Raw genomic sequence first — 19,962 nt, forward strand, 5'->3', positions numbered from 1 at the left:
GCCTCTCTCTAATTCTTCGCAACAGCGGGTTGGGCTGTCGTCGGTGCATTCGGTTCCCGCCAGCCAACGGCCAGGCCATTGGCGTAACGCAGATCGATGCGGGCGATGTTCGTGATCTGTTCTTTGAGCGTCTTGTCGTAAATGGCAATGAAGCGGCGCATCTTTTCCACCAGATGGTCGCGCCCCAGCAGCAACTCGATACCCGGCCCGGCGCTGCCGGCACCGGTGGTCAGGAACCAGCTGCCCCGCTCACGCAGTTCCAGCCGGGCGATCGAGAAGCCCATGGGCCGCAACATCTGGCTCAGTACCTGATATTGCTGCATCACTTGCTGCTGCGCCCGCTGCGGCCCGAACAGCTGCGGCAGGTGCTCGTAGTTGGCCAGCTCGCGCGGGGTGAAGGCCTGGCCCTGGTTGTTGAGCAGGGCCTCGTCGCCCCAGCGCGCCACCGGCAGCTGTTCCTCGAGGCGGATCACCACTTCGTCCGGCCACACGCGGCGCACTTCGGCATGCGCGATCCACGGCATCTGCTCGAGTTCGGTGCGCATGCTGGCCAGGTCGACGGTGAAGAAGCTGGCGGCCACATAGGGCGCGATACGCTGCTGCACGGCCTGCTGGCTGATGTAGCTCAGGTCGCCCTGCACGGCGATCTTGGTGATCGGCCGGTCGGCATACGGCATCAGGCGCTGTGCGCCCTCGTAGGCACCGAACCCGGCCACTACCAGCAGAACCGGCCACAGCAGACGCTTGAACACGCTGAAATTGGCCTTGGGCAGGCGCGCCGACAGTGGCTCCTTGGCCACCATCCGGCTGGCACCGCGCGGCACCGGCTTGCGGCCGGTGGCGGGTTGCTGATGACGTACCATCGCGCCTTGCATGGGCTTAACCTCGCGCCTCGACGCTGGCCGCCAGGATCGCCAGCACCAACTGCTGGAAGTCCAGGCCGGCCGCGCGTGCCGCCATTGGGACCAGGCTGTGATCGGTCATGCCTGGTGCTGTGTTGACTTCCAGAGGCCAGAAGTTGCCCTGCTCGTCCTGCATCACGTCCAGACGACCCCAGCCGGCAATGCCGATGGCGTCGCACGCACGTGCGGTCAGTTCGATCAGTTCCTGTTCCTTGGCAGCGTCCAGGCCGCACGGAATGCGGTACTGGGTATCGTTGGCGACGTACTTGGCGTCGTAGTCGTAGAACGTGTGCGGGGTGCCCAGCGCAATCGGCGGCAGCACCTGGCCGCGCAGCACGGCAATGGTGAACTCCGGACCGTGAATCCATTGTTCAACCAATACTTGCGAGTCGTAGGTGGCGGCGTCCTTCCAGGCAACGATCAATTCTTCGACGCTGCTCACTTTCGCCATACCGATACTGGAGCCTTCATGGGCCGGTTTGACGATCAAAGGGAAGCCCAGTTCCGCGCCCGCAGAAATACAGTCTTGCTCGCTGGCCAGCACCGCGTGGTGCGGGGTTGGAATACCCAGGCTTTTCCACACCTGTTTGGTGCGCAACTTGTCCATCGCCAGGGCCGACGCCAGGATGCCGCTGCCGGTGTAGGGGATACCCAGGCACTCGAGCAGGCCCTGCATGCTGCCGTCTTCACCGCCACGGCCGTGGAGAATGATGAAGGCGCGGTCGAGCTTCTCGCGCTGCAGGCGGTCGAGCAGATCGTCACCCACATCGATGGCGATCACCTCGACGCCGGCGCTGGTGAGCGCCTCGATCACTGCGGCGCCGGACTTGAGCGACACCTCGCGCTCGGCGCTCTTGCCGCCGTACAGCACGCCGACACGGCCGAAGGCCTTCGGGTCGATGGTCGAGTGCAGCTTGGAGTATTGAGCAGTCATTTGGCCTTCCCTGCGGTGGCAACCGCGCCCGCGAACAATGGGCTTTTCAACAATTGCGGGGCCAGGCCACCGATGTCGCCGGCACCCTGGCACAGCAGGATGTCACCGGCACGCAGCAGCGGCTTGACCAGTGGCGCCAGCTCGATGCCGCGCTCGATGTAGATCGGGTCCAGCTGGCCACGCTGACGGATGCTGTGGCACAGCTGGCGGCTGTCGGCCCCCGGGATCGGCTCTTCGCCGGCCGGGTAGACTTCCATCAGCAGCAGCACGTTGGCATCGGCCAGCACCTGCACGAAGTCGTCGTACAGGTCGCGGGTACGGCTGTAGCGGTGCGGCTGGTAGACCATCACCAGGCGGCGCTCCGGCCAGCCACCGCGCACGGCCTTGATCACGGCCGCCACTTCGGTGGGGTGGTGACCGTAGTCGTCCACCAGCATCACGCTGCCACCGTCGACCGGCAGTTCGCCGTACACCTGGAAACGTCGGCCCACGCCCTGGAAGCCCGAAAGCCCCTGCACGATGGCCTCGTCGCTGATGCCCTCGTCGGTGGCGATGGCAATGGTGGCCAGTGCATTGAGCACATTGTGGTTGCCCGGCATGTTCACCGACACGTCCAGCGGCTCGCGGTCACGGCGCAGCACGGTGAAGTGGGTCTGCATGCCCGACTGGCGCACATTGATCGCGCGCACGTCGGCTTCCTCGGCAAAGCCGTAGGTCACTGCCGGGCGCTTGACCAGCGGCAGGATCTCGCGCACCACCGGATCATCCAGGCATACCACGGCCAGGCCGTAGAACGGCAGGTTGTGGAGGAACTCGACGAAGGTCTTCTTCAGCTTGTTGAAGTCGCCTTCATAGGTCGCCATGTGGTCGGCGTCGATGTTGGTGACCACGGCCACCAACGGCTGCAGGTGCAGGAAGCTGGCGTCGCTTTCGTCGGCTTCGGCGATCAGATAGCGGCTGGTACCCAGTTGTGCATTGGTACCTGCTGCATTCAGCCGGCCACCGATCACGAAGGTCGGGTCCAGGCCGCCGGCGGCGAACACCGAGGCCAGCAGGCTGGTGGTGGTGGTCTTGCCGTGGGTACCGGCTACCGCGATGCCGTGACGATAGCGCATCAGTTCGGCGAGCATCTCGGCACGCGGTACCACGGGGATACGCCGCTCAAGGGCCGTCGCCACTTCCGGGTTGGCCGTATTGATGGCGCTGGACACCACCAGTACATCGGCACTGGCGGCGTTCTCGGCGCGGTGGCCAAGGAAGATTTCGGCACCAAAGGACTCCAGGCGCTCGGTGACCGGCGAGGCCTTGAGGTCCGAGCCGGAAACCTGGTAACCCAGGTTGAGCAATACCTCGGCAATACCGCACATGCCCACGCCGCCGATACCGACGAAGTGAATGCGGCGGATACGGCGCATTTCAGGTTGCGGGATGGCTTTCTGGCTTTCAACCATGGGCCACCTCCAGGCAGATATCGACCACGGTGCTGGTAGCCGCGGGTTTGGCCAGGCGTCGTGCGGTGCTGGCCATGGTGTCGAGTTTTTGCGGTTGCATCAGTACCTCGTTCAGGCGTTCAGCGAGCTGCGCTGCGCCAGTTGTCGCTTGCGGCATCAGGAAGGCGGCGCCTTCACGTGCCAGATAGTGGGCGTTGTGGGTCTGGTGATCGTCGATGGCATGGGGCAGCGGCACCAGCATCGAGGGCAGACCGGCCGCAGCCAGTTCGCTGACGGTCAGCGCACCGGCCCGGCAGATCACCAGGTCGGCCCAGCCATAGGCGTGGGCCATGTCTTTGATGAACGGCTCTACCTGAGCCTCGATCCCGGCCTCGCGATAGCGCTCGGCGGTAATCTGGTCATGCTGCTTGCCGGCCTGGTGGAACACCTCGGGGCGCAGGGCCTCGGGTACCAGGGCCAGGGCCTGCGGCAACAGTTTGTTCAACGGCTCCGCGCCCAGGCTGCCGCCCAGCACCAGCAGGCGCGCGCGGCGCCCGGCCAGTGGCGCGCGCACAGGCTCCAGGAACAGCTCGCCGCGCACCGGGTTGCCGGTGGTGCGCAGTTTGTCGCTGGCCTCGAAGGTGTTCGGGAAAGCTTCGCAGACTCGGCCTGCCAGCGGCACCAGCAGCCGATTGGCGGTACCGGCCTTGGCGTTCTGCTCGTGGATCACCACGGGCACGCCAGCCAGCTTCGCCGCCACACCGCCCGGGCCGGTCACATAGCCGCCAAAGCCGACCACACACACCGGCTTGAGCCGACGGATGATGCGCCGCGCCTGCAGCACCGCCTTGAACAGGGTGAACGGCGCCTTGAGCAGCGACAGCTTGCCCTTGCCACGCAAGCCGGTGACCTGGATCAGGTGCAGTTGCAACCCGGCCTGGGGCACCAGCTCGTTTTCGATACCGCGTGGGGTGCCCAACCAGTGCACGGTGTAACCGCGTGCCTGGAACTCACGGGCGCAGGCCAGGGCCGGGAACACGTGGCCACCGGTGCCGCCTGCCATGATCAATACGTTTTTGCCTTCAACGGCCATGTCTTGGCTCCTCGGCAAAATCGCTCTCATCGAATTCATGTTCTTCGCTGCCCAGGTGCGTGCGGCTCTCCCACTCGATGCGCAGCAGCAGGCCCATGCACACGCAGCAGATCACCAGCGAGCTGCCGCCGTAGCTGAGGAACGGCAGGGTCAGGCCCTTGGTCGGCAGCAGGCCGACGTTCACTCCGATGTTGATCAGGAACTGGCCGATCCACAGGAAGGCCAGGCCGTAGGCCATGTAAGCGGCAAAGAACTGCTTGGCTTTCTCGGCCCACAGACCGATGTACATCGCGCGCAGGCTGACGAACACGAACAGCGCAACGGTCAGCAGCGAACCGACCACGCCCAGCTCTTCGGCCAGTACCGAGAACACGAAGTCGGTGTGTGCTTCGGGCAGGTAGAACTGCTTCTGCACGCTGTTGCCCAGGCCCACGCCCAGCCACTCACCGCGGCCGAAGGCAATCAGGGCCTGGGTCAGCTGATAGCCGGAACCGAATTGATCCGACCAGGGGTCGGTGAAGGTGATCAGGCGCGCCATCCGGTAGGGTTGCGCCTGTACCAGAATGAACACCGCCGCCACCGCCAGCACCACCATCAGGCTGAAGCGGAACAGCCCCACCCCGCCCAGGAACAGCATCGCCGCGGCGGCGCCCATCATCACCACCGTGGCGCCGAAGTCCGGCTCCATCAGCAGCAGGCCGGCCATCGGCAGCAGCACGATGAACGGCTTGAAGAAGCCCATCCAGCTCTCGCGTACCTCGGTCTGGCGGCGCACCAGGTAGCCCGCCAGGTAGATCACCACGAACACCTTGGCGATTTCGGAAGGCTGCACGTTGAAGAAGCTGAAGCCGATCCAGCGCATCGAGCCGTTCACTTCGCGGCCGATGCCCGGCACCAGTACCAGCACCAGCAACCCGAAGGCACCGACCAGCATCATGAAGCCCATGCGCTGCCAGGTGGCGATCGGCACCATCATGGTGACGACGCAGGCGACCAGGCCGATGGCTACGTACACCAGGTGACGGATCATGTGGTAAAGCGGGTTGCCCGACTGCAACGCGGCCACTTCCGAGGAGGCCGAGGTGATCATCACCAGGCCAAGGCCCAGCAGCGCCAGGCAGCCAGCGAGCATGGCGAAATCGAGGTCGATGCCGCGACCGGTGACCAGGGGGGACGGATAAGGCTTGATGATGCCGAAGATCATGCCAGCCCCTCCACGGCCTGGGCGAACAGGCGCCCACGCTCTTCGAAGTTCTTGAACATGTCCAGGCTTGCGCAGGCAGGCGACAGCAGCACGGCGTCGCCTGGCTGGGCGAGCGCGGCGCCCTGCTGCACGGCTTCGTCGAGGCTGCCGACGCGAATCAGCGGCACGCTGTCGCCCAACGCCTGGGCCAGGCGCTCGGCATCACGGCCCAGCAGCACCACGGCGCGGCAGTGCGCCGCCACCGGGGCACGCAGCGCCGAGAAGTCCGCTCCCTTGCCGTCGCCGCCGGCCACCAGCACCAGCTTGCCGTCGATATCCGCACCCAGGCCTTCGATGGCCGCCAGCGCGGCACCGACGTTGGTGGCCTTGGAGTCGTCGTACCAGCTCACGCCGTCACGCTCGCGCAGCCACTGGCAACGGTGGGCCAGGCCGGCAAAGGTGCGCAGGCTGGCCAGCATGGCGTCGAACGGCAGGCCTGCAGCATGCCCCAGGGCCAGCGCCGCGAGGGCGTTGGACTGGTTGTGCGCACCACGGATCTTCAGCTCGCGCACCGGCATCAGGGTCTGGAACTCGAACGCCAGGTACTTCTCGCCGTTCTCTTCGCGCAGCCCGAAGCCCTTGAAGTCGGGCACATTCAGGCCGAACGTCCAGCACGGCACGTTTTCCATCGGCAGCGGACGGCTCAGGGCATCCTGGCGGTTGACCACCACCTGCCGTGCGCCACGGAAGATCCGGTGCTTGGCCAGGTGATAGGCCGGCAGGCCGCTGTAGCGGTCCATGTGGTCTTCGCTGACGTTGAGCACGGTGGCCACTTCGGCATTCAGCTGATCGGTGGTCTCCAGCTGGAAGCTCGACAGCTCCATCACGTACAGCTCGATGGCGTCGTCCAGCAGGTCCAGTGCCGGTGTACCGAGGTTGCCGCCCACTGCCACACGTTTGCCTGCCGCAACGGCCATCTCCCCGACCAGGGTGGTGACGGTGCTCTTGGCATTGGAACCGCTGATGGCAATGATCGGCGCCTTGGCATTGCGCGCGAACAACTCGATGTCGCCCGACAGCTTCACGCCGCGCGCGGCCGCCTGCTGCAGGGCCGGGGTCGCCAGGGCCAGGCCGGGGCTGACGTACAGCTCGTCGGCACGGCACAGGAACTCCACATCCAGTTCGCCACAACGCACTTCCACCTGCGGGTAGTCGCGGCGCAAGGTCGCCAGCTCCGGCGGGTTCTCGCGGGTATCGGCCACCGCAAACGCAATGCCCCGGTTCGCCAGGAAGCGAACCAGGGACATGCCGCTCTTGCCGAGGCCGACAACGATGCGGAAGTGGTCAGACGCGATCAGGGACACTCGTTTCTACCTCAGTTTCAGGGTGGCAAGGCCGAACAGCACGAGAATCACGGTGATGATCCAGAAGCGGACGATCACCCGAGGCTCGGGCCAACCCTTGAGTTCAAAGTGGTGGTGGATCGGTGCCATGCGAAACACGCGCTTGCCGGTCAGCTTGAAGGAGGCCACCTGGATCACCACCGACAGGGTCTCCATCACGAACACGCCGCCCATGATGAACAGCACGATCTCCTGACGCACGATCACGGCAATGGTGCCCAACGCGGCACCCAGTGCCAGGGCACCGACGTCACCCATGAACACCTGCGCCGGGTAGGTGTTGAACCACAGAAAGCCCAGGCCCGCGCCGATCAGCGCGCCGCAGAACACGATCAGCTCGCCGGCGCCCGGCACGTAGGGGATCAGCAGGTATTCGGCGAACTTCACGTTGCCCGACAGGTAGCAGAAGATACCCAGCGCACCACCGACCATCACCGTCGGCATGATCGCCAGGCCGTCCAGGCCGTCGGTCAGGTTGACCGCGTTGCTCGAACCCACGATGACGAAATAGGTCAGCACCACGAAGCCGATGCCCAGCGGGATGGTGACATCCTTGAGCATCGGCACGATCAGGGTGGTTTCCACGCTGGTGGGCGCGGTCATGTACAGGAAGATCGCCGCGCCCAGGCCGAACACCGATTGCCAGAAGTACTTCCAGCGGCTTGGCAGGCCACGCGAGTTCTTCTCGATCACTTTGCGGTAGTCGTCGACCCAGCCGATGGCGCCGAACAGCAGGGTGACGATCAGCACCACCCACACATAGCGGTTGGTCAGGTCGGCCCACAGCAGCGTGCTCACGCCGATGGCAGACAGAATCAGCGCACCGCCCATGGTCGGGGTGCCGGACTTGGAGAGGTGCGATTGAGGGCCGTCATTGCGCACGGCTTGACCGATCTGGCGAATCTGCAGGGTACGAATCATCCAGGGGCCCAACCACAGGGCCAGCGACAACGCGGTCAGTACACCCAGAATCCCGCGCAGGGTCAGGTACTGAAAGACCGCGAAGCCTTTGTAGAACTGTTGCAGATACTCAGCCAGCAGCAGCAGCATTAATGTTTCTCCCCGCTGGAACCGCACAAGGCCGCCACGACGTTTTCCATCGCAGCGCTGCGCGAACCCTTGATCAAAATGGTGGTGTTGTTGGCCTGCTCGACGCGAACGGCGTCGATCAAGTCAGCTTGAGTGGCGAAATGATGGGCCCCGGTGCCAAATGCCTTGACCGCTTCGGCCATCATCGGGCCCACGGCATAAAGTGCTGCAACCTTGCCCCTGGCGTATGCGCCGACCTGCCGATGCCCTTCCTCGGCCCACTGGCCCAATTCGCCGATATCCCCGAGCACCAGGACGGTACGCCCGGAAAAGCCGGCGAGTATATCAACGGCAGCGCACATGGAGGTGGGGTTTGCGTTGTAACTGTCGTCGATCACGCGCACACCGGTGGGCGCCATGTGCACCACGGTGCGGCCCTTGACCGGCTGCACCGCGTCAAGACCCTCGACGATGTCTTCCAGTGTCACGCCGAAAGCCTGTGCGGCAGCCGCGGCGGCCAGGGCGTTGCTGACATTGTGAGTGCCCAGCAGGTTGAGCTGGACGCGGGCGTTACCCAGCGGGCTGCGCAATTCGAAACCGGGGCAGCCGCGTTCGTCGTGACGAATGTCGGTGGCATGAAAATCTGCGTCGGCATTGGCCAGGGCGAAAGTGATCACAGGGTGATGGCCGGCGCGCTGTTTCCAGATGCCGAACGCCTTGTCATCCAGGTTCAATACCGCCACGCCATCCTGGCCCAGGCCTTCGAGGATCTCGCCCTTGGCTTCGACGATTTTCTCCGGCCCGCCGAACTCACCCACATGAGCAGTACCGGCGTTGTTGATGATCACCACCTGCGGCCGGGTCAGGCCGACGGTGTAGGCGATTTCGCCGATGCGCGAGGCGCCCAGCTCGATGACCGCCGCCGTATGGTGCGGGGCCAGCTCCAGCAGGGTAAGCGGTGCGCCGAAGTCGTTGTTGAGGTTGCCACGGGTGGCCAGTACCGGCCCGCGGGTGCGCAGGATGCTGGCCAGCATCTCCTTGACCGTGGTCTTGCCACTGGAGCCGGTGATTGCAGCAACCGGCTTGTCGAAGGCGGCGCGATTGAGCGCCCCCAACTGGCCCAGGCCCAGGCGGGTATCGGCAACCACCAGTTGCGGCAGGCTGCTGCCCGGCACTTCGTGCTGCACCAGCGCCGCAACGGCGCCCTTGGCTGCCACTTCGTCCAGGTAATCGTGACCGTCGAAACGCGGCCCGGCCAGGGCGACGAACAACTGGCCAGGGGTGATCGCGCGGCTGTCGATGCTGACGCCATCGAAGGTTGCATCCTGGCCATGCAGGCGGCCCTGCAGCGGCGCTACCAACTGGCTGAGGGACATTGACTCAAGCATTCGGGGCCTCCCAGGCTGCCAGGGCTCTCTCGGCCTCGACCAGGTCGGAGAAGTCATGGCGCTCGCCGTTGATCTCCTGGTAATCCTCGTGCCCCTTGCCCGCCAGCACGATCACGTCGTCGGCAGCGGCGGTGGCAATCAGGTGCGCAATCGCCGGGCCACGGCCGGCGATGAACTCGACGCTTTCACCCCGGGCAAAGCCTGGGCGGATATCGTCGAAAATCTGCTGGGGCGCCTCGCTGCGCGGGTTGTCGTCGGTGACCAGCACGCGGTCGGCCAGGCGCTCGGCCACTTCGGCCATCAGCGGGCGCTTGCCGCGATCGCGGTCGCCGCCGCAGCCGAACAGGCACAGCAGCTTGCCTTGCGCATGGGGACGCAGGGCTTCGAGGACCTTTTCCAGGGCATCGGGGGTGTGGGCGTAATCCACCACCACCAACGGCTTGCTGCCACCGCCCAGGCGCTGCATGCGCCCTACGGGGCCCTCGAGCTGCGGCGTGACCTTGAGAATTTCGTCCAGCGGATGATCCATCGCCATCAGCGTGCCGACCGCGGCCAGCATGTTGCTGAGGTTGAAGCGCCCGAGCAGGCGGCTGCGCAGCATATGCTCGCCCTGTGCCGTTACCAGCACCGCACGCACGCCATCGTCGTCGAACTTCGCTTCGCGGCAGTACAGCGAGGCGGCAGGGTCGACGAGGCTGTAGCTGATCAGACGCGAATCACCCTTCTGCGCCGCCAGCTCACGCCCGAAGGCATCGTCCAGATTGACCACCCGCGAGCGCAGGTCGGGCCAGGCGAACAGGCGCGCCTTGGCGGCCTGGTAGGCCTCCATGCTGCCGTGGTAGTCCAGGTGATCGCGTGACAGGTTGGTCATTACCACAATGTCGAAGGCCAGTGCCGCTACCCGGCCCTGTTCCAGCGCATGGGAGGACACTTCCATGGCCACGGCCTTGGCGCCAGCCTTCTTCAGATCGCCCAGGGTCGACTGCACGGCAATCGGATCTGGCGTGGTCAGCCGGCCACTTTGCAGCTGGCCGTAGAAACCGGTACCCAGGGTGCCGATCAGGCCGCAGTGCTGGCCCAGCAGGTCGAGCGCCTGGGCCACCAGCTGGGTGACGCTGGTCTTGCCGTTGGTGCCGGTCACGCCGATCAGCTCGAGCTGGCGGCTCGGCTCGCCATAGAAGCGCCCCGCGATATCCGACAGCTGGGCAATCAGGCCCTTGACCGGAATCATCGGCACATCGGTGATCGGCAGCACGGTGGTGTTCTGCACTTCATAGGCCACGGCTGCCGCGCCGCGCTTGAGCGCATCGGCAATATGCTCGCGGCCGTCGACACGCGCACCCGGCACCGCCAGGAACAAGTCCCCGGCGCGGACCTTGCGGCTGTCCAGGGTCAGTTCGCGGATCAGCGGGTCGTTGTTGCCGCTCAGGGCAAACAGCTTACTCAATGGCATCGACATCAACCGCGCCCTCCCTTGGCGGGCGCAGCACCGGCCTGCTGCTGTGGAGTAGGAGCCGGCAGGTTGTCTGGCGGCACGTTCATCAGTCGCAGGGTGCCGGACATGACCTTGCTGAATACCGGCGCCGATACCAGGCCACCGAAGTAGCCACCCTTGCTCGGCTCGTCGATCACCACCACGATGGCATAGCGCGGATCGCTCATCGGGCCGAAGCCGGTGAACAGCGAGCGGTAGGCGTTCTCGGTGTAGCCCTTGGAACCGACGGTGGCCTTACGGGCCGTACCCGACTTGCCGCCCACGTGATAGGAAGGCACCTGCGCACGGAACACGCCACGTGGCGCTTCGATGACCTGCTGCAGCATGCCCTGGATGGTCTTGGCGGTATCCTCGGGCACCACCTGGGTGGCTTCCGGGGTCTTGTCCACCTTGAGAATGCTCAGCGGTACCATCTTGCCGTTGTTGGCCAGCGCGGCGTAGGCATGCACCAGCTGCAACGCGGTCACCGACAGGCCGTAGCCGTAGGACAGGGTCGCGGTCTCGGCCTTGCGCCACTCGCGGTGGTTGGGCAGGTTGCCGACACGCTCGCCCGGGAAGCCCAGGCCGGTGTACTGGCCCAGGCCCAGTTGCGACATCACGCGGTAGATGGACTCGCCACCGATATCGAAGGCGATCTTGCTCATGCCCACGTTACTGGAGTTGATCAGGATGCCGGTCAGGTCGAGGATCGGGCCTTCGCTCCTGGACACGTCACGAATGGTGTAGCGGCCCAGCTGCAGGGTGCCCGGATAGACCTCGACCTTGTCGGTCGGCTTCCAGCGTCCGCTCTGCAGGGCGGCGCTCATGGAGAAAGGCTTGACCGTGGAACCCGGCTCGAACACGTCGATGATGGCGCGGTTGCGCATCGCCGCCGGGAACATGCTGCGGCGGTTGTTGGGGTTGTAGGTGGGCTGGTTGACCATGGCCAGCACTTCGCCGGTCTTCACATCCATGATCACCAGGCTACCGGCCTTGGCTTCCTGTTCGGCAATCGCGTTACGCAGTTCGCGGGTGGCCAGGTACTGCAGACGCAGGTCGATGGACAACGCCAAGGTCTTGCCGGCCTTGGCGTTCTTGGTGACCTGTACGTCCTTGATCAGCCGACCGCGCCGGTCCTTGATCACCTGCCGCTTGCCGGGCACCCCGGCCAGCCACTCGTCGTAGGCGAGCTCCACCCCCTCGCGACCGTGATCGTCGAGGTCGGTGAACCCGACCATGTGCGCAGCGACATCGCCGGCGGGATAGAAACGGCGGAACTCTTCGATGCCGTACACGCCGGGCACCTTGAGGTCGAGCACCACCTGGCCCTGCTCCGGGGTAAGGCCGCGGACCAGGTAGATGAATTCCTTGTTGGCCTGCTGTTCGAGGCGCTCGGCCAGTTGCTGCGGGTTCTGCTTGAGCGCGGCGGCAAGCGCCGGCCAGCGGTCCTTGGCAGCCTGCATTTCCTTGGGGTTGGCCCACAGGGTGGTGACCGGCGTACTCACGGCCAGCGGCTCGCCGTTGCGGTCGGTGATCAGCCCGCGGTGCGCAGGAATCGGAATGTGACGCAGGCTGCGGGCATCGCCCTGCCCCTTGAGGAAGTCGCGGTCGACCACCTGCAGGTCGACGATACGCCAGGCAATGGCCCCCACCATGATCACCAGCAGGCCGACCACAACGCGGAACCGCCACGGGTAGAGTGCGCCTTCAAGTTTCATCATGGCGCCACCATCCGTACTTCGTCAGCGGCGGGAATGCGCATGTGCAGCTGTTCGCTGGCCAGGTTCTCGATGCGGCTGTGGGCGGTCCAGGTGCTCTGCTCCAGAATCAACCGGCCCCACTCGGCCTGCGCCTTGTCGCGTTCGTTCAGCTCGCCGTACAGGGTATTGAGCAACTGGCGGTTCCAGTGCGCACTGTAGGACACCGCCACCGACGAAACGAGCACGCCAATGAACAGCAGCAGCATCAGGAAGCTGCCGCCTGGCAAAGGCTTGGCGAAAAGCCTGCTCAACGCAGCTTCTCCGCCACACGCATGACCGCACTACGCGAGCGCGGGTTGGCCTTGAGCTCGGCCTCGGAGGCGAACTGCGCCTTGCCATGGACCTTGATCTTGGGCTCGAAGGGCTTGTGTTGTACCGGCAGGTTGCGTGGCAGGTTGTCGGCCTCTCCCTTGGCCAGCTTGCGCATGAACAGCTTGACGATGCGGTCTTCCAGCGAATGGAAGCTGATGACCACCAGACGGCCACCGATCTCGAGCGTGTCGAGAGCAGCCTCGAGCCCGGCTTCGAGGTCGCCCAGCTCGTTGTTGACGTGAATGCGCAGCCCCTGGAAAGCACGGGTGGCGGGGTTCTTGCCCTTTTCCCACGCGGGGTTGGCGACCTTGAGCACTTCGGCGAGGTCGGCGGTACGGGTAAAGGGTTGCTGCTCGCGACGGGCGACCACGGCGTTGGCCATGCGCTTGGCGAAACGCTCTTCGCCGTACTCCTTGAACACGCGGGCGATTTCTTCGGCCGGCGCGGTGGCGATGAACTCGGCGGCGCTGACGCCACGACTCGGGTCCATGCGCATGTCCAGCGGGCCGTCGTTCATGAAACTGAAGCCGCGCTCGGGGTCATCGAGTTGCGGCGAGGACACACCCAGGTCGAGCAGGATGCCATTGACCTTGCCGGACAGGCCCCGCTCGGCGACTTCGGCGCCCAGCTCGGCGAAACTGCGCTGCACAATGACAAAGCGGCCGTCTTCGGCCGCCAGCGCTTGCCCGGTGGCAATCGCTTGTGGGTCCTTGTCGAACCCCAGCAGCCGACCCTGCGGCCCCAGGTGCTGGAGAATCAGCCGGCTGTGCCCGCCACGCCCGAAGGTGCCATCCAGATAGCAGCCATCGGCGCGTACGGCGAGAGCCTCGACGGCTTCGTCAAGCAGTACGGTGATGTGTTTGAAGCCACTATCTATAGTCACAGGATCAGATCACGCAGTTCATCAGGCATCGCGCCCGGTTGTTGAATGGCCACCAGGTCAGCTGCAGCAACAGCGTTCCAGGCGTCCTCGTCCCACAGTTGGAATTTGTTCAGTTGCCCCACCAGCATCGCCCGCTTGTCCAGCTTGGCGTACTCGCGCAGACGCGGTGGCACCAGGAAACGCCCACTGCCGTCGAGCTCCAGATCCACCGCATTGCCGATCAGCAGACGCTGCAGGCGACGGTTCTCTTCGCGTAACGACGGCAAGGCACGCAGCTTGGCTTCGATCAGTTCCCACTCATCCAGCGGATACACGCACAAGCAGGGATCAACCGCGTCGATCGTCACGATCAACTGCCCGGAACTGCGCGAATCGAGCTCGTCACGGTACCGGCTCGGCATTGCGAGACGGCCTTTTGCGTCGAGGTTGATTGCGTTGGCTCCGCGAAACACGGCTGCACTTCCCTAAATGTTAGCTTTTTTGTGTCTGAAAACCCACTTCATGCCACTTTCCGCCACTTGCGCACACTATAGGAATCCGCCCACCACACCGTCAAGGCGCGCTTATAAGGAAAACCCTTACAGATCGGCGATTTAGAGCAACAAGGCGATACAAAGAGGAGAAACGAGAGGGGTTTTGACGGGGAAAGGCAAATTCACTCAAACGGATAGAGTGCAAAGTTAAAGTGATTTATGAAGAGTAAGATTTTTTTGGTATTACCAGAACACATCTGCTATCGAATCAAGCAGGAAGGGAAAAGGTGGAGAGTCGATCTGTAAGCCGGGTTCTGTCGAGGACAGTCATTCCTCTACGACGGCCATCACTGGACGCCTTTAGCAACCTACCCGGTTCCAACGCGGGCCGCGCCATATGGAACCCTATTTGGTCTTGCTCCGAGTGGGGTTTACCTAGCCACGGACTGTTGCCAGCCGTGCGGTGCGCTCTTACCGCACCTTTTCACCCTTACCGGCACCGAAGTGCTTAGGCGGTTATTTTCTGTGGCACTTTCCGTAGGCTCACGCCCCCCAGGCATTACCTGGCACTCCGCCCTATGGAGCCCGGACTTTCCTCCCCCCTCTTTTGCGGAACAAAAGAAGGCAGCGACTGTCCAATCGACTCTCCGCCGCAAAGGTTAACGGCAGCGGGCCCCGAGAACAAGCGATAAAACAAATAATATCACTATGACATTAGTGGTCTTTCTGTTTTTCCAACGCTATTTGATACAAAACATTCTTCCGCACCCCGGTAATTTCCGCCGCCAGGGCTGCTGCACGCTTGAGCGGCATCTCTGCCAGCAGAAGATCAAGCACGCGCATCACTTCGCTGCTCACGGCCTCTTCGTTCTCCGGGGCGGTCCAGCCCGCCACCAGCACCACGCACTCCCCACGCTGCTGATTGCTGTCGTTTTCGACAAACGCGCGCAGCTCGGCCAGGGGCAGCCCCTTCAGAATCTCGAAGGTCTTGGTCAGCTCACGAGCCAGCAACGCCGGCCGTTCGCCGCCAAACACCGCCTCCATGTCCTGCAGACACTCCAGAATGCGGTGCGGCGCCTCATAGAAAATCAGCGTACGGGGTTCTTCCTTGACCTGGCTCAGGCGCGCGCGGCGACCTACCGCCTTGGCCGGCAGAAAACCCTCGAAGATGAACCGGTCGGACGGCAGGCCCGCCGCCGACAACGCCGCGATCAGTGCGCAGGCGCCCGGTACCGGCACCACATCGATGCCCGCCGCTCGCGCCTGGCGCACCAGATGGTAGCCCGGGTCAGAGATCAGCGGCGTACCGGCATCGGAGATCAACGCCACATCGTCGCCGGCCAGCAGGCGCGTGATGAAGCGGCTGCCCTCGTCGCGCTCGTTGTGCTCGTGACAGGCGGCCAGCGGCGTGTTGATGCCGAAGTGCTGCAGCAGGCGGACCGAGTGGCGCGTGTCCTCGGCCGCGATCAGCGCCGCCTCGCGCAGCACCTTCAAGGCCCGGGCGCTCATGTCATCCAGGTTGCCAATGGGCGTAGCCACCACGAAAAGCTTGCCGGCAGTGGAATTGGAAGCACCTGGAGCATCGGTCACAGCACACACCTGTAAATAGAGAACAAAGCGCCATTGTAGCCCGTAAGGCGGCAACAATGCGTTACCCACAGCGGCGGCACGCCTGCGCAGGGCAACCTATATTGAAGGATTAACGCCAGCAAGATCGCGCCCCGGCCAGCGCTTGGGTACAATTGCAGGTTAATTTGATCGAGTAACAGGATTTTTACATGATCGCTTGCCTGCGGCTGCTCTCAGCCCTCTGCCTCGCTGCCCTGCTGGCAGCCTGCGCCAGTTCGCCCTCGTCCAGCCTGGGTGAGCTGCCGCGCACTCCGGATGCCAGCATCGAGCAACTGCTCGACCAGGCCGCCACCAGCAAGACACCTGAAAAGGCTGCACTGCTGCGCCTGAGCGCCGCTGACCTGGCCTACCACCAGAAAGACTTCGCACGGGCCTCGCGGATCCTCGAGCTGGTGCCACTGGACACCCTCAAGCCGGCCCAGCAAGTGTTCGCCAGCACCCTTGGCGCCGAGCTGGCGATGAGCCGCAACCAGCCCAAGTCCGCCCTCACCGCCCTGAGCCACCCGAGCCTGGCCCGGTTGGACGAACTGCCGCCCGAGCTTCAGGTGCGCACCCGCAGCGTGCACGCCGCCGCCCTGGAAGCCGATGGCCAAACCCTGGCTGCCGCGCAACAGCGCGTCGCCATGGCTCCCCTGCTCAGCGGCGCCGCCGCCAGTGCCAACCACGAGGCCATCTGGAACCTGGTTGCCGCCCTGCCCACCGAACAACTGCAAGGCACCGGCACCGACGTGATGGCCGGCTGGACCAGCCTGGCCCTGGCCGTCAAGAGCGCCGGCACCCTCGAACAGCAGCAGGCCGCCATCGAAAGCTGGCGCAACCAGCACGCCGGCCACCCTGCCGCCGTGCAACTGCCGCAGCCCCTGCTCAAACTCAAGGAACTGGCCAGCCAGCCGCTGACCAAGATCGCCCTGCTGCTGCCCCAGGAAGGCCCGCTGGCAGGTGTTGCCCGCGCCCTGCGCGACGGTTTCATGGCGGCGCACTTCCAGGCCCAGCAGGCCGGCCAGAAGCCGCCTTCGGTCGAAGTCTTCGACAGCTCGCGCCTGACCTCGCTCGATGACTTCTACCGCAAGGCCCAGGCCAGCGGCGTCCAGCTGGTGGTAGGCCCGCTCGAGAAGAACCTGGTCAAGCAGTTGAGCGCCTACCCGCAACTGCCGATCACCACCCTGGCACTGAACTACAGTGACGCCGGCCAGACCGGCCCGGCGCAACTGTTCCAGTTTGGCCTGGCCGCCGAAGACGAAGCCCGCGAAGTCTCGCGCCGCGCCCAGGCCGACGGCATGCGTCGTGCCGTGGCCCTGGTGCCGAGCGGCGAATGGGGCGATCGCGTACTCAAGGCCTTCCGCCAGGACTGGGAAGCCAAGGGCGGCACCCTGATTGCCGCAGCCCACGTGTCGCAGCCGGTAGCCCTGGCCCAGCAGATCGCCGACCTGTTCCAGCTGCGCCAGAGCGAAGGCCGCGCCAAGAGCCTGCAGAGCACCGTGGGCGGCAGTGTCTCGGCACAGCCATCGCGTCGCCAGGACATCGACTTCATCTTCCTGGCCGCAACCCCGACCCAGGCCCAGCAGATCAAGCCGACACTGAACTTCCAGTACGCCGGTGACGTACCGGTGTATGCCACCTCCAACGTGTACAGCGCCAGCGGCAACGTCAACGAGTACAACGACATGAACGGCATTCGCTTCTGCGAAACGCCGTGGCTGCTCGACACCGGCAACAGCCTGCGCCAGCAGGTGGTACGCCAGTGGCCGCAAGCGGCCGGCAGCATCGGTCGCCTGTACGCGATGGGTGCCGATGCCTACAGCCTCGCGCCGCGCCTGGGCCAGCTCAAGGCACTGCCGGACAACCGTATCGAAGGCCTGTCCGGCAGCCTGAGCATGAGCGCCAACCAGCGCATCGAACGCCAGTTGCCATGGGCCGAGTTCACCGGCGGTCAGGTCAAGCGCCTGCCGGACACCCCGCGCTGATGCCCGACGGTTCTCGCCAGGCCGCAGGTATCGCGGCCGAACAGCAGGCCCTGCATTACCTTCAGGCGCAGGGCCTGCAGTTGCTGGCGCAGAACTGGCGATGCAAACGCGGCGAGCTTGATCTGGTCATGCTTGACGGCGATACAGTAGTATTCGTCGAAGTCCGCTACCGGCTGCACGCGGGCTTTGGCGGAGCACTGGCCAGCGTCGATACCCGCAAACAGCAAAAACTGGTGCTAGCGGCCCAGTATTTTCTGCAGCAGGAGGCGCGCTGGGCCAACCAGCCCTGTCGTTTCGACGTGATTGCCCTGCAGGGCCGCGGCCACTCGGGCACACCGCTCGACTGGCTGAAGAACGCTTTCGACAGTTGAACCCGCCCCGCTTGATGCATCCGTTACCCACTCAACTTTTTTGCTCTTTGTTTCGCGGGCTGCACAGTCATGTGCCGCAGGGTCTTCAAGACGTTGCGACACGCCCGACCAGCCGCCCCACTTAAGGTCACACAGATGGACATGCAATCCCGAATTCGCCAGCTATTCCAGGCCAGCATCAACACCAAGCAACAGGCGATGGAAGTCCTTGCACCACACATCGAGCAAGCCAGTCAGGTGATGGTCAACGCGCTGCTCAACGAGGGCAAGATGCTCGCCTGCGGCAACGGCGGCTCGGCGGGCGATGCCCAGCACTTCTCGTCCGAACTGCTCAACCGCTTCGAGCGCGAGCGCCCGAGCCTGCCGGCCATCGCGCTGACCACCGACAGCTCGACCATTACCTCGATCGCCAACGACTACAGCTACAACGAGATCTTCTCCAAGCAGATCCGCGCCCTGGGCCAACCGGGCGACGTGCTGCTGGCGATTTCCACCAGCGGCAACTCGGCGAACATCATTCAGGCGATCCAGGCCGCACATGATCGCGAAATGATTGTCGTAGCTCTGACCGGACGCGATGGCGGCGGCATGGCCTCGCTGCTGCTGCCCGAAGATGTGGAGATTCGCGTACCGGCCACCGTCACCGCACGCATCCAGGAAGTCCACCTGCTGGCGATCCACTGCCTTTGCGACTTGATCGACAGCCAATTGTTCGGGAGTGAAGAATGACCCCTAATCGCCTTGGCCTGATGGCCCTGACCCTGTGCCTGAGCATCACCGGCTGCAGTTCGGTGATTACTGCCAGCCGCGAAAACCCGATCGAGGACGATCGCGGCACCCGCACCTTCGGCAGCAAGATCGACGACTCGCTGATCGAAACCAAGGTAGCGGTGAACGTGGCCAAGGCCAGCCCGGACCTGGACAAGAACTCGCACATCGTCGTCACCAGCTTCAACGGCATCGTGCTGCTGGCCGGGCAGACCCCGCGCGCCGACCTCAAGAGCCTGGCCGAGCAGACCGCCGGTCAGGTGCAGCGGGTCAAGAAGGTGCACAACGAACTTCAGGTGCTGCCGCCCTCCTCGCTGCTGGCACGCAACAATGACGCCTGGCTGACCACCAAGATCAAGGCCCAGATGCTGACCGACAGCAACATCCCCGGTTCGCGCATCAAGGTGGTGACCGAGAACGGCATCGTCTACCTGCTGGGCCTGCTGACCCAGCAGGAAGCCAATCAGGCCACCAACCTGGTGCAAGGCGTGTCGGGTGTGCAGAAGATCGTCAAGCTGTTCGAATACATCGACTGACCGCGGCTTCACACCCTTCGCCGGCCTCGCCGGTGAAGGGCGTGAAGCCGCCGGCGCACCGCAACCCCCACCGACACCCCACAGGAATACCCATGAAGAACGGCCTGTTCGCCACCCTGCTGATCGCTACCTTCGCCACCCTGGCCGGCTGCTCCACCCCAAGCCTGATCACCCTCAATGACGGCCGTGAGTTCCAGGCGGTCGACGCGCCGAAACTCGAACGCAGCTCCGGCTTCTACGAGTTCCAGCAGCTCGACGGCAAACGCACCCGTGTGAACAAGGATCAGGTGCGCACCATCACCGACCTGTAAGCATACAGGCCCAAAAAAAAGGCGACCCCGCAAGGTCGCCTTTTTTCATTTCACCACTTTCAGGCTCGGACGCCCACTTGGCCGCGGCGGCTGCCCGCCACTCGGCGGGCCGTCATCAT

The 19,962-nt window shown here is 64.5% G+C and carries 19 protein-coding genes, 1 other RNA gene and 1 pseudogene; 5 read left to right on the forward strand and 16 right to left on the reverse strand.

Annotation, left to right across the window (positions count from 1 at the left end):
* Window positions 1-8: 8 nt before the first annotated feature.
* From DN388_RS02955 to rsmI, 15 genes are all read right to left on the reverse strand, one after another.
* Window positions 9-875, reverse strand: coding sequence for a cell division protein FtsQ/DivIB (locus tag DN388_RS02955; protein WP_043862070.1), 867 nt, complete (start codon window positions 873-875; stop codon window positions 9-11).
* Between the two features lie 4 nt (window positions 876-879).
* Window positions 880-1,836, reverse strand: coding sequence for a D-alanine--D-alanine ligase (locus DN388_RS02960; RefSeq protein ID WP_043862069.1), 957 nt, complete (start codon window positions 1,834-1,836; stop codon window positions 880-882).
* Window positions 1,833-3,287, reverse strand: coding sequence for a UDP-N-acetylmuramate--L-alanine ligase (gene murC, locus DN388_RS02965; protein ID WP_043862068.1), 1,455 nt, complete (start codon window positions 3,285-3,287; stop codon window positions 1,833-1,835). The genes DN388_RS02960 and murC overlap by 4 nt, the downstream gene beginning before the upstream one ends.
* A complete protein-coding gene (murG, locus tag DN388_RS02970; protein ID WP_043862067.1) occupies window positions 3,280-4,359 on the reverse strand; it encodes an undecaprenyldiphospho-muramoylpentapeptide beta-N-acetylglucosaminyltransferase in 1,080 nt (359 codons plus the stop codon). The genes murC and murG overlap by 8 nt, the downstream gene beginning before the upstream one ends.
* Window positions 4,349-5,560: a putative lipid II flippase FtsW gene (gene ftsW / locus DN388_RS02975; RefSeq protein ID WP_173925074.1), complete on the reverse strand. Its 1,212-nt coding sequence runs from the start codon at window positions 5,558-5,560 to the stop codon at window positions 4,349-4,351. The genes murG and ftsW overlap by 11 nt, the downstream gene beginning before the upstream one ends.
* Window positions 5,560-6,906 carry a UDP-N-acetylmuramoyl-L-alanine--D-glutamate ligase gene (gene murD / locus DN388_RS02980; RefSeq protein ID WP_054914838.1) on the reverse strand — a complete coding sequence of 449 codons (1,347 nt, stop codon included), beginning with the start codon at window positions 6,904-6,906 and terminating at the stop codon, window positions 5,560-5,562. Before murD ends, ftsW begins: the two co-directional genes overlap by 1 nt.
* 6 nt (window positions 6,907-6,912) lie before the next feature.
* Complete coding sequence (mraY, locus tag DN388_RS02985; RefSeq protein WP_043862064.1) at window positions 6,913-7,995, reverse strand: phospho-N-acetylmuramoyl-pentapeptide-transferase; 1,083 nt, start codon at window positions 7,993-7,995, stop codon at window positions 6,913-6,915.
* Window positions 7,995-9,362: a UDP-N-acetylmuramoyl-tripeptide--D-alanyl-D-alanine ligase gene (gene murF, locus DN388_RS02990; protein ID WP_196932581.1), complete on the reverse strand. Its 1,368-nt coding sequence runs from the start codon at window positions 9,360-9,362 to the stop codon at window positions 7,995-7,997. Before murF ends, mraY begins: the two co-directional genes overlap by 1 nt.
* Entirely contained in the window at window positions 9,355-10,821 is a 1,467-nt protein-coding gene (locus DN388_RS02995; RefSeq protein WP_043862062.1) for a UDP-N-acetylmuramoyl-L-alanyl-D-glutamate--2,6-diaminopimelate ligase, read from the reverse strand. The genes murF and DN388_RS02995 overlap by 8 nt, the downstream gene beginning before the upstream one ends.
* Window positions 10,821-12,554: a penicillin-binding protein 2 gene (locus DN388_RS03000; RefSeq protein WP_162484872.1), complete on the reverse strand. Its 1,734-nt coding sequence runs from the start codon at window positions 12,552-12,554 to the stop codon at window positions 10,821-10,823. Before DN388_RS03000 ends, DN388_RS02995 begins: the two co-directional genes overlap by 1 nt.
* On the reverse strand, window positions 12,554-12,847 hold the full coding sequence (gene ftsL, locus DN388_RS03005; protein ID WP_043862060.1) for a cell division protein FtsL: 294 nt from the start codon (window positions 12,845-12,847) through the stop codon (window positions 12,554-12,556). Before ftsL ends, DN388_RS03000 begins: the two co-directional genes overlap by 1 nt.
* The gene (gene rsmH / locus DN388_RS03010; protein ID WP_088515589.1) at window positions 12,844-13,785 is read right to left on the reverse strand and encodes a 16S rRNA (cytosine(1402)-N(4))-methyltransferase RsmH; all 942 of its coding nucleotides are present in this window, start codon (window positions 13,783-13,785) and stop codon (window positions 12,844-12,846) included. Before rsmH ends, ftsL begins: the two co-directional genes overlap by 4 nt.
* A 2-nt stretch (window positions 13,786-13,787) precedes the next feature.
* Window positions 13,788-14,243 (reverse strand): division/cell wall cluster transcriptional repressor MraZ, encoded by a 456-nt coding sequence (gene mraZ / locus DN388_RS03015; RefSeq protein WP_043862058.1) that lies wholly within the window; start codon window positions 14,241-14,243, stop codon window positions 13,788-13,790.
* Window positions 14,244-14,551: 308 nt separating this feature from the next.
* Window positions 14,552-14,911, reverse strand: an RNA gene (rnpB, locus tag DN388_RS03020) — RNase P RNA component class A.
* A gap of 67 nt (window positions 14,912-14,978) precedes the next feature.
* Window positions 14,979-15,854: a 16S rRNA (cytidine(1402)-2'-O)-methyltransferase gene (rsmI, locus tag DN388_RS03025; protein ID WP_254996806.1), complete on the reverse strand. Its 876-nt coding sequence runs from the start codon at window positions 15,852-15,854 to the stop codon at window positions 14,979-14,981.
* 188 nt (window positions 15,855-16,042) lie between these two features.
* Between rsmI and DN388_RS03030 the strand changes: the two genes are divergently transcribed.
* The 5 genes from DN388_RS03030 to DN388_RS03050 all read left to right on the forward strand — a co-directional run bounded on the left by DN388_RS03030 (window position 16,043) and on the right by DN388_RS03050 (window position 19,843).
* Window positions 16,043-17,857, forward strand: a complete 1,815-nt coding sequence (locus DN388_RS03030; protein ID WP_254996610.1) for a penicillin-binding protein activator — start codon at window positions 16,043-16,045, stop codon at window positions 17,855-17,857.
* Window positions 17,857-18,228 carry a YraN family protein gene (locus DN388_RS03035; protein WP_043862055.1) on the forward strand — a complete coding sequence of 124 codons (372 nt, stop codon included), beginning with the start codon at window positions 17,857-17,859 and terminating at the stop codon, window positions 18,226-18,228. Before DN388_RS03030 ends, DN388_RS03035 begins: the two co-directional genes overlap by 1 nt.
* A 135-nt stretch (window positions 18,229-18,363) precedes the next feature.
* Window positions 18,364-18,957, forward strand: coding sequence for a phosphoheptose isomerase (locus tag DN388_RS03040; protein ID WP_043862054.1), 594 nt, complete (start codon window positions 18,364-18,366; stop codon window positions 18,955-18,957).
* Complete coding sequence (locus DN388_RS03045) at window positions 18,954-19,532, forward strand: BON domain-containing protein (protein ID WP_043862053.1); 579 nt, start codon at window positions 18,954-18,956, stop codon at window positions 19,530-19,532. The genes DN388_RS03040 and DN388_RS03045 overlap by 4 nt, the downstream gene beginning before the upstream one ends.
* A gap of 92 nt (window positions 19,533-19,624) precedes the next feature.
* Complete coding sequence (locus DN388_RS03050) at window positions 19,625-19,843, forward strand: YgdI/YgdR family lipoprotein (RefSeq protein WP_043862052.1); 219 nt, start codon at window positions 19,625-19,627, stop codon at window positions 19,841-19,843.
* Window positions 19,844-19,888: 45 nt separating this feature from the next.
* Here the strand turns inward: DN388_RS03050 and DN388_RS03055 are convergent.
* A pseudogene (locus DN388_RS03055) lies at window positions 19,889-19,962 on the reverse strand (ClpXP protease specificity-enhancing factor); the annotation flags it as partial.

This window comes from Pseudomonas sp. S12(2018) (genome assembly GCF_024355235.1).
In the GTDB taxonomy this organism is placed as follows: Bacteria; Pseudomonadota; Gammaproteobacteria; order Pseudomonadales; family Pseudomonadaceae; genus Aquipseudomonas; species Aquipseudomonas palmensis.

Bases quoted from the DNA above. Each gene is read 5' to 3' on its own strand.
- DN388_RS02955 (WP_043862070.1), bottom strand. From the start codon at position 875: ATGCAAGGCGCGATGGTACGTCATCAGCAACCCGCCACCGGCCGCAAG.
- DN388_RS02960 (WP_043862069.1), bottom strand. From the start codon at position 1,836: ATGACTGCTCAATACTCCAAGCTGCACTCGACCATCGACCCGAAGGCC.
- murC (WP_043862068.1), bottom strand. From the start codon at position 3,287: ATGGTTGAAAGCCAGAAAGCCATCCCGCAACCTGAAATGCGCCGTATC.
- murG (WP_043862067.1), bottom strand. From the start codon at position 4,359: ATGGCCGTTGAAGGCAAAAACGTATTGATCATGGCAGGCGGCACCGGT.
- mraY (WP_043862064.1), bottom strand. From the start codon at position 7,995: ATGCTGCTGCTGCTGGCTGAGTATCTGCAACAGTTCTACAAAGGCTTC.
- murF (WP_196932581.1), bottom strand. From the start codon at position 9,362: ATGCTTGAGTCAATGTCCCTCAGCCAGTTGGTAGCGCCGCTGCAGGGC.
- DN388_RS02995 (WP_043862062.1), bottom strand. From the start codon at position 10,821: ATGTCGATGCCATTGAGTAAGCTGTTTGCCCTGAGCGGCAACAACGAC.
- DN388_RS03000 (WP_162484872.1), bottom strand. From the start codon at position 12,554: ATGAAACTTGAAGGCGCACTCTACCCGTGGCGGTTCCGCGTTGTGGTC.
- DN388_RS03030 (WP_254996610.1), top strand. From the start codon at position 16,043: ATGATCGCTTGCCTGCGGCTGCTCTCAGCCCTCTGCCTCGCTGCCCTG.
- DN388_RS03035 (WP_043862055.1), top strand. From the start codon at position 17,857: ATGCCCGACGGTTCTCGCCAGGCCGCAGGTATCGCGGCCGAACAGCAG.
- DN388_RS03040 (WP_043862054.1), top strand. From the start codon at position 18,364: ATGGACATGCAATCCCGAATTCGCCAGCTATTCCAGGCCAGCATCAAC.
- DN388_RS03045 (WP_043862053.1), top strand. From the start codon at position 18,954: ATGACCCCTAATCGCCTTGGCCTGATGGCCCTGACCCTGTGCCTGAGC.
- DN388_RS03050 (WP_043862052.1), top strand. From the start codon at position 19,625: ATGAAGAACGGCCTGTTCGCCACCCTGCTGATCGCTACCTTCGCCACC.